The sequence below is a fragment of the Micromonospora sp. NPDC000668 genome (assembly GCF_042897975.1).
Classification (GTDB): Bacteria; Actinomycetota; Actinomycetes; order Mycobacteriales; family Micromonosporaceae; genus Micromonospora.
This window is the reverse complement of the sequence record NZ_JBIAYP010000004.1, coordinates 329,443-342,414: the sequence shown is the minus strand read 5'-3', so window position 1 is coordinate 342,414 and position 12,972 is coordinate 329,443. Positions and strand designations below refer to the sequence as shown.

The window sequence follows — 12,972 nt, the reverse complement described above, 5'->3', positions numbered from 1 at the left end:
TCCCCTTTCCGCCGTCAGTCAGTGAAGATCGACTTCTTCTGGTTCTCGATGCTCGAGGTGAGCCCGCCGATGTCCTTGGGGTCCTTGATGAACTGCTGGAGCGCCGGGATGATCACCGTGGAGGCGAAGTCCGGCCGGGTGTCCCGGTCGAGGAACTGGGCGATCTCGGTGGCCGACCCGACCAGCTCGGCCGCCTTCTTCTGCAGCGCGGTGTAGCCGCTGACGTCCGCGCCGCTGTTGGCGACGAGGGTGGCCGGGTCGTTCTTGACCGTGATGTCCGCAGCAGCCTTGCCACCGAGGTACTCCAGCAGCTTCCTGGCGTTGTCCTCGTTCTTGGGCTTGCGGGCCATCATGTAGCCGTCGATCGGTGCGTCCAGTGCCTTGGCGCCGATCGCCGGGTCGATCTCGGGGAAGGTGAAGAAGTCGAGGTCGCTCTGCTCCTCGTTGCTGAACTGCTGGCCGACGAAGAGACCGAGCAGGTACATGCCGCTCTTCTTCTGCTGCAGCGACTGCGCCGCCTCCTGCCAGGTGCGGCCGAGGCTGTCCGGCTGGTGCAGGGGGAGCAGGCCGGCCCAGGTGTCGAAGACCTTCTTGACCTTGTCGGAGGTCCAGGCCTCCTTGCCGGCCATCAGGTCGATGTGGAACTGGTAGCCGTTGATCCGCAGGTTGAGGATGTCGAAGGTGCCCATCGCCGGCCAGCCGTCCTTGTCGGCGAAGGCGATCGGGGTCAGGCCGTCCTTCTTCATCTGGCCGGCGAGGGTGGTGAATTCGTCGAGGGTCTTCGGCTGCTGGTAGCCGTACTGCTGCCAGACCGACTTGCGGTAGAAGACCGCCCACGGGTAATACGACGCCGGAACGAAGTATTGCTTGCCGTCATCCCCGGTGGACGCCTTCTTGAAGGCGTCGGAGTAGCCCGAGAGCTTGCCCCACACGTCGCTGATGTCGCCGGCCAGGCCCTTCTGGGCGAAGAAGCGCATCCGGTAGCCGGCGAACCAGGTGAAGACGTCGTCCGGCTTGCCCTGCAGGTAGTTGTTGATGTTCTCCTGGAACGTGTTGTGGTCGACCGTGTTCACCGCGACCTGGACGCCGGACGAGGTCTTGAAACCGTCCGTGACCTTGGCGACGACGTCCTTCGGTTTCGGGTCGGACTGGTTCGAGCCGAGGGACACGTCCTTCGAGTCGGACCCGCCGGAGTCGTCGCCGCAACCGGCGAGCAGGCCGGTGCCGAGCAGCGCGCCCGTGCCGGCCGCGCCGGCCAGCAGCGAGCGTCGGTTGATGCCGGCGACAGAGGACGGTACGAGCCGAGCCAGGTACTCGGCTTGGGATCGGGGACGGGACATCTGTGCCTCCTGCGAATGAAGAGGTGCTACGCCCAAGGGCCGTCAGGGGTGGGTGAAGGCAGGTTCGGCGCCGTGAATACACATCGGGATCCCACGAGAATCCACATTGGCAAACACGAACGGCCATTGGGGCCTCAAGCTACCCGTCCGCCGGGCGCTGTCAAGAGGGCAATTCGCCTCCCAGAACTCAGTCGTGACACGGCTGTTACGTGGTAAACGTTGGAAAAGAAATCGATGTTGGAACCTGTTGACTTCCGTGGGTTGCCAGGTGCACCCTCAGCTCTCATGCGGCGATGGCAGGGTGACGGCATCTATTTCGGCGGCGACTACAACCCCGAGCAGTGGCCCGAGCAGACCTGGTCGGAGGACGTCGAGCTGATGCGTCAGGCCGGGGTCAACCTGGTCTCCGTCGGCATCTTCTCCTGGGCCCTGCTGCAACCCGCCCCCGACCGGTTCGAGTTCGGCTGGCTGGACCGGGTGCTGGACCTGTTGCACGACGGCGGCATCCAGGTCGACCTGGCCACCGCCACCGCCAGCCCTCCACCATGGCTGGCCCGTGCGTACCCGGAGACGCTGCCCCGCCGCGCCGACGGCGCGATCCTCTGGCCGGGTGGGCGGCAGGCGTACTGCCCCAGCTCCCCCGTGTTCCGGGAGCGGTCGCTGGAGCTGGTGCGGGCGGTCGCCGGCCGGTACGCCGAACATCCGGCGGTGGTGATGTGGCACGTCTCCAACGAACTGGGCTGCCACAACGTGCACTGCTACTGCGACGTCAGCGCACAGGCGTTCCGCGATTGGCTGTGCGAGCGCTACGGCGACCTGGACCGGCTCAACGACGCGTGGGGCACCGCGTTCTGGAGCCAGCGCTACGGCGACTGGGCCGAAATCAACCCGCCGCGCACCGCGCCGACCTTCGCCAACCCCACCCAGCAGCTGGATTTCCTGCGCTTCTCCTCCGACGAGCAACGGGCCCAACTGCGCGCCGAACGCGAGCTGCTGAAGACGCTGGTCGGCCAGCCGGTGACCACCAACTTCATGATCGGCACCGGGATCAAGTACATGGACTACCACTCCTGGGCCGACGACGTGGACCTCGTCTCCAACGACCACTACCTGACCGCCGCCGACCCGCAGGCGCACGTCGGGTTGGCGCTCTCCGCCGACCACACCCGTGGCGTCGCCGGTGGCGATCCGTGGCTGCTGATGGAGCACTCCACCAGCGCCGTGAACTGGCAGCCGCGCAACGTGGCCAAGCTACCGGGGCAGATGCGCCGCAACAGCCTGGCGCACGTCGCCCGCGGGGCCGATGGGGTGCTGTTCTTCCAGTGGCGCGCCTCCCGGGCCGGCGCCGAGAAGTTCCACTCCGCGCTGGTGCCGCACGCCGGGCCGGAGACCAAGGTGTTCCGCGAGGTCTGCCAGCTCGGCGCGGACCTCAAGGCGCTGGCCGAGGTGCGCGGCAGTCGGGTGGACGCCGAGGTGGCCATCCTGTTCGACTGGGAGGCGTGCTGGGGCGTCGAGCTGGACTCGCACCCGAGCGTCGACGTCCACTACGCCGACCAGTTGGCCGCCCTCTACGGTGCGTTGTGGCGGGCCGGCGTGACCGCCGACATCGTCCACCCGTCGGCGGACCTCAGCGGCTACCGACTGGTCCTGGCACCCACCCTCTACCTGGTCCGCGACGCCGACGCCGACGCGCTGAGCCGGTTCGTCGAGGCCGGCGGCACCGCGGCGGTCACCTACTTCAGCGGCATTGTGGACGAAAACGACCACATCCGGATGGGCGGCTACCCGGGCGCCTTCCGGGAACTGCTCGGCGTACGGACCGAGGAGTTCTTCCCGCTGCGCGAGGGTGAGCGGGTCCGGCTGGACGACGGCAGCACGGCCGACGTGTGGACCGAGTGGCTGCACGCCGAGGGCGCCGAGGTGCTCGCCTCGTACGCCGACGGGCCGTTGCCGGGCGTACCGGCGCTCACCCGGCATTCGGTCGGCGCGGGCACCGCCTGGTACGTCGGCACCCGGCTGGACGAACCGGCCACCGACCGGCTGGTCGCCCGCCTGCTCGACGAAGCCGGAGTCCGCCCGGCGGCGCAGGCGCCGACCGGCGTCGAGGTGGTGCGGCGTCGCGACGGCGAGCGAAGCTGGCTGTTCGCGATCAACCACACCGAGGCCGAGGTACGACTCACGGCGACCGGCACCGAGCTGTTGACCGGAGTGCGGTGTGCCGGTGGGCTGACGGTGCCGGCCGGCGAGGTGGCCGTGGTCCGCGAGGACCGGGCCGCCGACCCAGCCTGATCCGGCGACAGCGTCGGTGCGAAGGAGGTTCCCCAGGTGCTCGCCCAGCAGCGGCAGACCGCCATCCTCGATCTGATCCGTCAGCGTGGTGGCGTACGGGTGAGCCACCTGGTCAGCCGGTTCGGCGTGTCCGACATGACGATCCGGCGTGACCTGGAGGTGCTGGCCGAGCGCGGGCTGGTGGACAAGGTGCACGGCGGCGCGACGCTGGCCGGGCCGGGCTCCGCCGAGGAGCCCGGCTTCGCCGCGAAGTCGATCCGCCAGCAGGCGGAGAAGCGGGCCATCGCCGAACGGGCGGCGACCATGGTGGAGCCGGGGATGGCCATCGCGCTCTCCGCCGGCACCACCACCGCCGCGCTGGCCACGCTGCTCTCCGACGTACGAGGGCTGACGGTGGTGACCAACTCGATCCCGGTGGCCGACGCGCTCTACCAGAATCCGCGCGCCGACCAGACGGTGGTGCTCACCGGCGGCATCCGTACGCCGTCGGACGCGCTGACCGGGCCGGTGGCCGAGGCGGCGATCAGCGCGCTCAACGTCGACCTGCTCTTCCTCGGCGTGCACGGGCTCAGCCCACGGACCGGCCTCACCACGCCGAACCTGCTGGAGGCCGGGGTCAACCGCTGCCTGATCGGCGCCGCCCGCCGACTGGTGGTGCTCGCCGACCACACCAAGTGGGAGACCATTGGCATCGCCACCATCGCCCCGCTGGAGGCCGCCGACGTGCTGATCACCGACGTCGGGCTGCCAGCGGAGGCGCGTACGGCGATCGGCGAGCAGGTCGGCGAGCTGATCCTCGTCGAGGCCGACTGACGGCCTGACGCTCCGACCGCAGCGTCAGTCCGGCCGCCCAGCTTGCCGTCGTTTGAGGAGGTACGGCAGCGCAAACAGGTACAGACCGGTGAACAGGAGCAGGGCGAGGGGAAACAGCGGCACGTAGGACACCCAGACGACAGGCTCGTCCTGTGCCAGGGCGACGAAGGTGACGATGACGGTCACCGTGAAGGCGATGGCCAGCCAACGATGAATCTGTCGCACCCACCGGTTCGAGCTCAAGGAAGCCTCCTTTGAGGACGCGTAACCCGGCGATGTGCCGGGTGGGATGTCGATGGCGGTCACGCTAACCGCGGCTCGTCGACCAGGGCTTCTCGATTCCTGACCGCTTGCACTCGGGCCGATGTGGCCCATGCCTGGCAACTGTTCGAGGGTGTTGGCCAGGAAGTTTGCGTCATCGGGGACGCGATTTCTGACGGCAGTGCACACCTTTCAAGCCCTGTAGAGCTGCCCCAGAAATGGGGCGGGGGCCGCCGGAGGGCTCGATTCAGGGGTGCGGGGTTGGCCGGAGACCCACGAACCGGCGCAGCCCCTTGATCATCTGCCCTTCCGCCGATATTGCGGTAATCCCCAGTGAGCCGCGATATCGGCGAGATCGAGTCGATCAAGCGGCTCAGCTCCGGTGAGGCGGGCCGATCGCGCCGCTCGCCCTATATCTGGGGCAGCTCGACAGGGGCCGACCGGGGCAGGGCGGCTGCGCTCGGGGGAGTGCGAGGGTCTTCAGCTCTCCTGGGAGAGGCGCTGGTCGATCAGGACCTGGATGCCGTCGAGGATCCGCTGTCGGCCGAACTGGTATAACCAGTCCCGGTCGGCCTCCGGGTCGTCGGTCGAGGCGAAGCGGGCATCTCCGGTCGGCGGTGCTGGTGGGTCACATCATGGCGAGCGTGGCTGACGCGACGTACCGCGCCTGCGTGGCGACACAGGGTGGCGGCCACCTGCACTTCACAGGCACCTCACAGGGCTGCTGGATAAAGTGCCTGCGAGTCAACGTCCGACTCCATCCTGGAGCGGTCGGCTGTCGCACAGGAGTTTCCGATGGTCTTCAAGAAGATGTTGAGCGCGTTCGGTGTGGGCGGTCCCAGCGTGGACACCGTGCTGACCAACCCCAACACCCGGCCCGGCCTGACCCTCGACGGGCAGGTCAACCTCGTCGGCGGTGACAGCCCGGCGGCGATCGAGCAGGTCGTGATCGGCCTGGTCACCCGGGTCGAGGTCGAGGGCCATGACACGGAGTACGCGGGCACCATGGAGTTCCACCGGATGGCCGTCAGCGGCCCCCTCCAGCTCGCGCCCAAGCAGCAGGTCTCGATCCCGTTCCAGCTTCCGGTTCCGTGGGAAACCCCGATCACCGACGTGTACGGCCAGCGCCTGCACGGCATGACGATGGGCCTGCGCACCGAGCTGGCCGTGGCCCGCGCCGTGGACAAGAGCGACCTGGACCAGGTGGCGGTGCACCCGCTTCCGGTGCACGAGCGGATCCTGGAGGCGTTCCAGCGGCTCGGCTTCCGGTTCAAGCACGCTGACCTGGAGCGCGGCCACATCCGGGGCGTGCAGCAGACGCTGCCGTTCTACCAGGAGATCGAGTTCTTCGCCTCGCCGCAGTACTCCAGCACGATCAGGGAGGTCGAGCTGACCTTCGTGACCAGCCAGCGCGGGGTCGAGGTGATCCTGGAGTGCGACAAGCGGGGTGGCTTCCTCAGCGCCGGGCACGACGCGTTCGGCCGCTACCAGGTGTCGCACGCCGACGTCGATCGGGTGGACTGGGCGCAGGTCGTCGACGGCTGGCTGCGCGAGACCACCTCCCGCTACGGCAACCTGCGTACCCAGGGCTTCGGGCCGGGTCACGGGCACGGCCGGGGGCGCGGGATGGGAATGGGCGGCATGGTGGCCGGCGCGGCACTCGGCGTCGCGGGCGGCATGATCGCCGGCGAGATGATCGAGGACGCCTTCGAGGGTGACGCCGGTGAGGACTTCGGCGGATTCGACGAGTAGTCGTCCACAAGCCACGGTGGCCTCCGGGAGATTCTCCCGGAGGCCACCGTGCGGTGTGAACCGCGCACCCGGTCAGTGCCGGGCCTTGCGCTCCTCACCGCTGCGCCAGTTGCTGCCGGCCTTGGCCAGGCCTCGGCTACCGAGGTAGCCCAGCGTCAGCAAGGTGATCATGAACCAGGCGTTATCGGCCCGGAAGATGTCCACCCCGGCGGAGTTCTTACCGACCACCTGCGAGGCGCCCAGGACGGCGGCCACCGCGATCAGGTAGATCCAGAACTCGGTGGTCTTGAACGCCTGCTTGGTCTCCGTACCGGGGGCCTGCATGTCGTGCCGACGCCCGTCCTGCATGACCGGCATCTGCCGGGTCTGCACGTCCTGCATCGACGCCGGGTTCTGCGGGTCGGACGTCGGCCGGTTCATCGGCCGGGTGGAAGCAGCCTGCGTGCTCATCTGGTCCTCCTCAGGATGCGATGAGTCGTACCTGCATTCCCTCGCCCCGCTACCGCGTTTCGGCCACGGCAGGGATCGCGTTCGTGGCGGGGACACCCCCCGACTACCCGAGGCCCGTGAGCAGCTAACACCGAACGCCGGCCGAAAAAGCCGGCCGGCGTTCGGGCGGTCAGCGCGTCAGCGCAGGCCGTTGCGCACTGCCACGCTCACCAACAGGTCCGGGTCGTCGGTGATCATGCCGTCAACGCCGAGGTCGATGACCCGCTGCATCACCCGCGCGTCGTCGACGGTGTACGGGATCACCTTCAGGTCGTAACGCGTCTGAAGGGTCCGCACGTCCGGTCCGTGGAAGTACGCGGGGTTCTCCCGCAGGTACCAGTCAGCCGAGGCGACCGTGCCCTGGCGCGGGTCGTGCACCTGCCAGTTCGCCGACACCGTGCCGGCACCCGCGGCCCGGGTCAGCTTGCCCAGGTCCTGGTACTTCCACCAGTCCAGCCCACCGGTCCACGGGCTCCGCACCGACGGGTCGCCGTACACGGCCTCCAGCGAGCACTCGTCGGCGAGGGTGGCGCACTCGGCCGGGCCGTACTGCCAGACCAGGCCGACCGTGCCGATCCGGTGGTCGAGCTGCCGCGCGTAGGTGATGGTGCGCCAGTCGAACGACTGGATGGTGGCCCGGCTGGTGAAGCCGGCCCGCTGGATCGCCTCGACCAACTTGCGGGTGAAGCTGCGGTACGGCTCGGTGTCGTTCACCACCGGGCTGATCTTCGTCTCGATGTTCATGCCGATGTCGTTGCGCCCACTCGCCTTCACCAGGGCGAAGACCTCGTCCAGGGTGGGGATCCGGGCACCCGGAGCGGGCACCTGCTCGGGCAGTTCGGACAGCGTCTTCGTGCCGCAGTCCACGGTCTTGAGCTGCGCCAGGGTCAGCTCGTGCACCGGCTTGCCCACGTACGGGAACTGCCGGTCGCCGGGGCGTACCGGCGCGGTGTCGACGCAGTGCGAACCGTTGACGGTGCGGTCGTGCAGCACGACGAGCTTGCCGTCGGCCGTCACGCCGGTGTCCAGTTCCAGCGTGGAGATGGCCCGGTTGGCCAGCGCGTTGGCGAAGGCCGGCAGGGTGTTCTCCGGCCGGGTGGCCCGACCGCCGCGGTGCGCCTGGATGTCGAACGGCGCCGCGTACGCCTTCGGCAGCCGGTAGCCGCGCTGCGCCAGCAGGCCGCGCAGCCGGTCCGGGTAGTCGGTGATGATGCCGTCCACGCCGTCGTCGATCAGCTTGGCCATGGTCGGCACGTCGTCGATCGTCCACGGGATCACCTTGATCCCGTACCGGTGCGCCTCGGTGACCATCGCCTTCGTCACGTACGGCTTGTAGCCGGGGTCGGTGACCGTGCCGTTCTGCGGGAAGCCGTGCACCGGCGAGAAGGCGCTGGCGCCGAAGCTGCGGATCGCCCGGATCGGGTCACCGCCGAAGTCGTCGATGTCCAGCCCGCCGAGCCACGGCGAAACGCCCGGCTGGCCGGTCTGCAGGAAGTCGTAGTTGGTCAGCGCGACCAGCGGCAGCTTCGGCTCGACCTGGCGCATCCGCATCAGCGCGCCCCAGTCGAAGCTCTGGATGGTGACCTGCTTGAGCAGCCCGGCGGCCCGGATCTCGGCCGCGGTGACCCGCACGAACTGCTCACGCGGCGCGGTCTCGGTCGGCGCGCCGGCCTCCACCTTGGTTTCGACGTTGAGCGTCACGTCCTTCGCCCGGTAACGGTTGACCAGCGCGAACACCTCACGCAGCAACGGCATCCGGGCACCCGGCACGGCGAGCTGACCGGGCTTGTCCGACAGGGTCTTCGAACCGCAGTCGAGAGTGCGCACCTGGGCCAGGGTGAGCGTGTTGACGTACTTCCCGACGTACGGGAACTCCGGGTCGCCGACGGTCACCGGAGCGGTGTCGACGCACTTGGTGCCGGTGACCTTCCGGTCGTGGGTGACCACGGCCTGGCCGTCCTCGGTGATCTGCACGTCCAGTTCGAGGGTGCTCACCCCGAGCTGGAGGGCGTTGCCGAAGGAGGCGAGGGTGTTCTCCACCCGCAGCCCGAGGCCGCCGCGGTGGGCCTGCACGTCGAATGTCCGGTCCGGTCGCGGCTTCGCCTGGACGGGCACCGCGAGCCCGGTCGTCACCGTCGCGGCCACCAGGGCCGCGATGGCGGTACGGCGTACTCTGCGCACGCTGTCATCCCCTCCTGCCGGCGGGCGTCTCCCACCGGTCGCCGGACAGCATGGACACCGGGAAAGGCCTGTGGGCGGCTGGCGGGCGGCGCGACGGTGAACCGGGGTGGACGACCTCCCGGTCGCGGCGGGTTTGGTCGGCCGGTGGCCGGGCACGCAGTCAGTTCCACAGCTTCTGCGAGGTGATGGACGTGCGTGAGGACGACATGCGACAGGACGCCGCTCGCCGGGCCGAGGACCGGATCGCCGGCGGTGTGTACGGCAAGGGCGCCGTCGACGAGGTGACGCTGCCCCGCACGGATGTGGAGCGGGTGATCCAGGACGAGGACCCGTACGACCCGGCGCACCAGCCGGTCGACCCGAACGTGCTGCGGGACGGCGGTCCCACCCGGGGGCAGGGCGCGGTGACCACCACCGGCGGCACCGCCGGCCCGGCGAGCGTGCGTCGGGTGGCGCGGCAGCCGGAGCGGCACCGGGGCACGGTGGCGCCGACCACCACCGGCGACGCCACCACCGGCGGCCTGAGCACCCCGGCGGACGGCGGCAACACCAGCGACCAGTCCACCTCCGCCATCGGCCCAGCCAAGTCCATCAGGGACAGATCCCGAGACTGACCGCGGAGCGCGAGCCCGCCCGCCGCCCCCGCCGATCGACGGATCGGTGGGGGCGGCGGGCGGACGCCGGTCAGCGGGTGGGGCGCAGGATGCCCAGGCGTTGGGTGGCGCGGGTGAGCGCGACATACAGGTCGCTGCGCCCGCGCGGTGACTCGGCCACCATCCGGTCCGGGTCGACCACCAGCACCGAGTCGAACTCCAGCCCCTTGGCCTGCGCGACGGTCAGCACCACCACCCGGCTCTCCAGCTCCGGATGCTCGCCAACGGCGGCCTCCGGCAGCGCGGCGGTCACCGTCGCCCCCAGCACATCCACCCGACCGGCCGGCACGATCACGCCGAGTCGACCGTCGGCCAGCCCCGCCGCCTCCCGGGTGGCCGCCGCCACCAACTCCGCCGCCAACTGCTCGTCGGGCACCGCCCGGTCCCACGGCGGTACGCCGCTCTCCCGCACCGAGCGCGGCGGCCGCAGCGCCGGGTCGATCTCCGCCAGCACGTCGGCCGCGACCGCCATGATCTCGGCGGGGGTGCGGTAGCTGACCGTCAGCTCGGTCAACCGCCATCGCTGCGCCACGTACGGGGCGAGGGCGTCCGCCCAGGAGGGCGTGCCGGTGAGCGCACCGGTCTGCGCCACGTCCCCGACGATCGTCATCGACCGACTCGGGCAGCGGCGCATCAGCAGCCGCCACGCCATCGGCGACAGCTCCTGCGCCTCGTCCACGATGACGTGACCGAACGCCCACTTCCGGTCGGCGGCGGCGCGCTGCGCGGTGGTCAGGCGGTCGGCCTCCTCCTGCCGCTCCAGCAGCCGATCCGCGTCGATCAGGTCGATCACGCCGAGGATCTCACCGCCCTCGGCCTCGTCCTCGACGTCGATCGAGCGGGAACCCCGGGCGATCTCCAGCACGCCCTCGGCGTACTCCCGTTCCATCATGCGGATGCGATCCCGCCGGGCGGCGGCGGCGCGCTCGTCCTCGCCGAGCAGCTCGGCGGCCTCGTCCAGCAGCGGCACGTCGGCCGGCGTCCAGCCACCCGGCTCGCGGTGTAGCAGGGCCCGCTCCGCGTCGCTGAGCATCGGGGCGGCGGTGGCGATCCGGTCCGGGTCGGCGTACAGGTCGGCGAGCAGGCGCTGCGGGGTGAGCACCGGCCAGAGCCGGTCGAGGGTGGCCCGGATCTCCGGCTCGTCTCGCAACTCCCGGCGGATCTCGGCCCGGTCGGCCTCGTCGAGCAGGTTGTCCCCGCCCAGCGGGTCGGCGCCGATCCGTTCGGCCACCTGGTCGGCGAGCGCGTGCACGATCTCCACGTCGAACAGCGCCCGGGCCAGGTTGTGCGGCCGGTCGGCGCGGCGCACCCGGTCCCGGGCGGCGCGCACGGTCTCCGGGTCGAGGGTCAGCGCCTCCCGCTCCACCTCGATCTCCAGCGGCTCGTTCGGCACCCACTGCCGGTCCTGTACGGCCAGCGCCAGCACCTCGGCCAGCACCGCTCGGCCCTTGAGCGCGGCGGCCTCGGCCGGCTCGGTCCGTTGCGCACTGACCCCGGGGAAGAGGTCGCCCTGGGTACGCAGCAGCACGCCGGTCTCGGCCAGCGTGGGCAGCACCTGGGAGATGTAGCGCAGGAAGGTCGCGTTCGGGCCGACCAGCAGGACGCCCCGGCTGGACAGCTCCCGCCGGTGTGTGTAGAGCAGGTACGCCGCCCGGTGCAGCGCGACCGCCGTCTTGCCGGTGCCCGGGCCGCCCTGGACCACCATCACCCCCGGCAGATCGGCGCGGATGATCCGGTCCTGTTCGGCCTGGATGGTCTCCACGATGTCGCGCATCCGGCCGGTCCGACCGGCGTTGAGCGCGGCGAGCAGCGAGGCCTCGCCGGTCAGCTCCTCGTGGGCGTCCGGAGCGGCGGTGTCGATGTCGAGCACCTCGTCGTTGAGCCCGGTCACCTTGCGCTGACGGGTACGCAGGTGCCGGCGGCGGCGGACGCCCTGCGGGTTGGCGGCGGTGGCGAGATAGAACGGGCGGGCGGCGGGAGCCCGCCAGTCCATCAGCAACGGGTCGTAGTCGCCGGTGGTATCGAAGATGCCGATCCGGCCGATGTAGCGGCGGGAGTCGTCGTCGCCGTCGAGACGCCCGAAACAGAGCCCGTCCTCCACGGCGGAGAACTGCTCGACCTGGTCGGCGTACATCGCTACCGAGCTGTCCCGCTGGGAGCGGTCCTGGCGGGTGCCGCCGGTGCTGCGCAGCTCGTCGGTGAGCCGGGAGGCGGCCTGCTCACGCAGCCCGTCCAGCCGGTCGTAGAGCATCGAGACGTACTCCTGCTCGCGGCCGATCTCGTCGTCGAGCGGCAATTCGCCGGAACCGCCGGAGTGCCTTGACAAGCCGTCTCCCTAAAGATTAGAATCCTTTGCAGGAACGGCTTTTAAGCCGTTCTTTTTTGTGCCCTCGAACTGTTGAAGATAGCGCGTCTCGCCGGCTCGGACCAAGCCGGACGGGCGGGCGCGCCCGGTGATCGTGAGGTGGCGGCGGATGATCCTGCGGACCGGGCAACGGGTGGTCTTCATCGGCGACAGCATCACCGACTGCGGCCGGCAGGGCGCCGCCGCGCCGTACGGTGAGGGCTACGTCAGCCTCGTCCGCGCCCTCGTCAGCGCCCGCCACCCCGAGTTGGAGCTGGAGTGGGTCAACCGGGGTGTGAGCGGAGACACCGTCCGGCACCTCGCCGCCCGCTGGGCGGACGACGCGATCGCCGAGCGCCCCGACTGGCTCTCCGTGATGATCGGCATCAACGACATCTGGCGGCGCTACGGCGACCGGCCGGACGAGGCCGTCCCGATCGACGAGTACGAGCGCACCCTGCGTGACCTGCTCCGCCGGGCGGTGGACGCCACCGGCTGCCGGCTGATCCTCGGCGACCCGTTCCTGATCGAGGCCGACCGCAGCGAACCGCAGCGCGCCGACACCGACCGGTACGCCGCGGTGGTGGCCGCGCTGGCCGCCGAGTTCAACGCGGTGCACGTGCCCACCCAGGCGGCGTTCGACCGGGTGCTGGCAATCAGTCCGGCGAAGCGCTGGGCCGACGACCGGGTGCACCCCCACCTGCCCGGCCATGCGGTGCTCGCCGACGCGTTCCTCACCGCTCTCGGCGCGACCGTCAGCGCCTGACTCAAGCACCGTCGACGCCGGTGCGCGTCGCTCGGCTATGTGCGGCGACGCCGGACACCAATGGGCCGGGCGCGGCGGGGCCGC

The 12,972-nt window shown here is 70.3% G+C and carries 11 protein-coding genes; 6 read left to right on the top strand and 5 right to left on the bottom strand.

Translation table 11 applies throughout. The features are described 5' to 3' along the window. Positions 1-14: 14 nt before the first annotated feature. Positions 15-1,340: an ABC transporter substrate-binding protein gene (locus ACFY29_RS22385; RefSeq protein WP_386989171.1), complete on the bottom strand. Its 1,326-nt coding sequence runs from the start codon at positions 1,338-1,340 to the stop codon at positions 15-17. A 285-nt stretch (positions 1,341-1,625) separates the two neighbouring features. On the opposite strand from ACFY29_RS22385, the gene ACFY29_RS22380 reads away from it, so the two are divergent. Together ACFY29_RS22380 and ACFY29_RS22375 are read left to right on the top strand one after the other, a co-directional pair. Beyond that, entirely contained in the window at positions 1,626-3,629 is a 2,004-nt protein-coding gene (locus ACFY29_RS22380; protein WP_386989168.1) for a beta-galactosidase, read from the top strand. Positions 3,630-3,665: 36 nt separating this feature from the next. Continuing rightward, the gene (locus tag ACFY29_RS22375; protein ID WP_386989165.1) at positions 3,666-4,442 is read left to right on the top strand and encodes a DeoR/GlpR family DNA-binding transcription regulator; all 777 of its coding nucleotides are present in this window, start codon (positions 3,666-3,668) and stop codon (positions 4,440-4,442) included. A gap of 24 nt (positions 4,443-4,466) precedes the next feature. Here the strand turns inward: ACFY29_RS22375 and ACFY29_RS22370 are convergent, their stop codons facing one another. Next, entirely contained in the window at positions 4,467-4,748 is a 282-nt protein-coding gene (locus ACFY29_RS22370) for a hypothetical protein (protein WP_386989163.1), read from the bottom strand. A gap of 288 nt (positions 4,749-5,036) precedes the next feature. Between ACFY29_RS22370 and ACFY29_RS22365 the strand changes: the two genes are divergently transcribed. Both ACFY29_RS22365 and ACFY29_RS22360 read left to right on the top strand, forming a co-directional pair. Further along, positions 5,037-5,261, top strand: a complete 225-nt coding sequence (locus ACFY29_RS22365) for a hypothetical protein (protein WP_386989160.1) — start codon at positions 5,037-5,039, stop codon at positions 5,259-5,261. 237 nt (positions 5,262-5,498) lie between these two features. Then, on the top strand, positions 5,499-6,455 hold the full coding sequence (locus ACFY29_RS22360) for a sporulation protein (protein WP_355603267.1): 957 nt from the start codon (positions 5,499-5,501) through the stop codon (positions 6,453-6,455). 72 nt (positions 6,456-6,527) lie between these two features. On the opposite strand, the gene ACFY29_RS22355 is transcribed toward ACFY29_RS22360, so the two are convergent. Together ACFY29_RS22355 and ACFY29_RS22350 are read right to left on the bottom strand one after the other, a co-directional pair. Then, positions 6,528-6,812 carry a hypothetical protein gene (locus tag ACFY29_RS22355; protein ID WP_386989910.1) on the bottom strand — a complete coding sequence of 95 codons (285 nt, stop codon included), beginning with the start codon at positions 6,810-6,812 and terminating at the stop codon, positions 6,528-6,530. Between the two features lie 270 nt (positions 6,813-7,082). Then, the gene (locus tag ACFY29_RS22350) at positions 7,083-9,125 is read right to left on the bottom strand and encodes a glycerophosphodiester phosphodiesterase family protein (protein WP_386989155.1); all 2,043 of its coding nucleotides are present in this window, start codon (positions 9,123-9,125) and stop codon (positions 7,083-7,085) included. 191 nt (positions 9,126-9,316) lie between these two features. Here ACFY29_RS22350 and ACFY29_RS22345 point away from each other — a divergent pair, with 191 nt between their 5' ends. Continuing rightward, on the top strand, positions 9,317-9,739 hold the full coding sequence (locus tag ACFY29_RS22345; RefSeq protein ID WP_328425165.1) for a hypothetical protein: 423 nt from the start codon (positions 9,317-9,319) through the stop codon (positions 9,737-9,739). 70 nt (positions 9,740-9,809) lie between these two features. Here ACFY29_RS22345 and ACFY29_RS22340 read toward each other — a convergent pair whose 3' ends face one another. Continuing rightward, positions 9,810-12,029, bottom strand: a complete 2,220-nt coding sequence (locus tag ACFY29_RS22340) for a HelD family protein (protein WP_386989908.1) — start codon at positions 12,027-12,029, stop codon at positions 9,810-9,812. 223 nt (positions 12,030-12,252) lie between these two features. Between ACFY29_RS22340 and ACFY29_RS22335 the strand changes: the two genes are divergently transcribed. Continuing rightward, complete coding sequence (locus ACFY29_RS22335; RefSeq protein WP_386989152.1) at positions 12,253-12,888, top strand: SGNH/GDSL hydrolase family protein; 636 nt, start codon at positions 12,253-12,255, stop codon at positions 12,886-12,888. Positions 12,889-12,972: the final 84 nt, after the last annotated feature.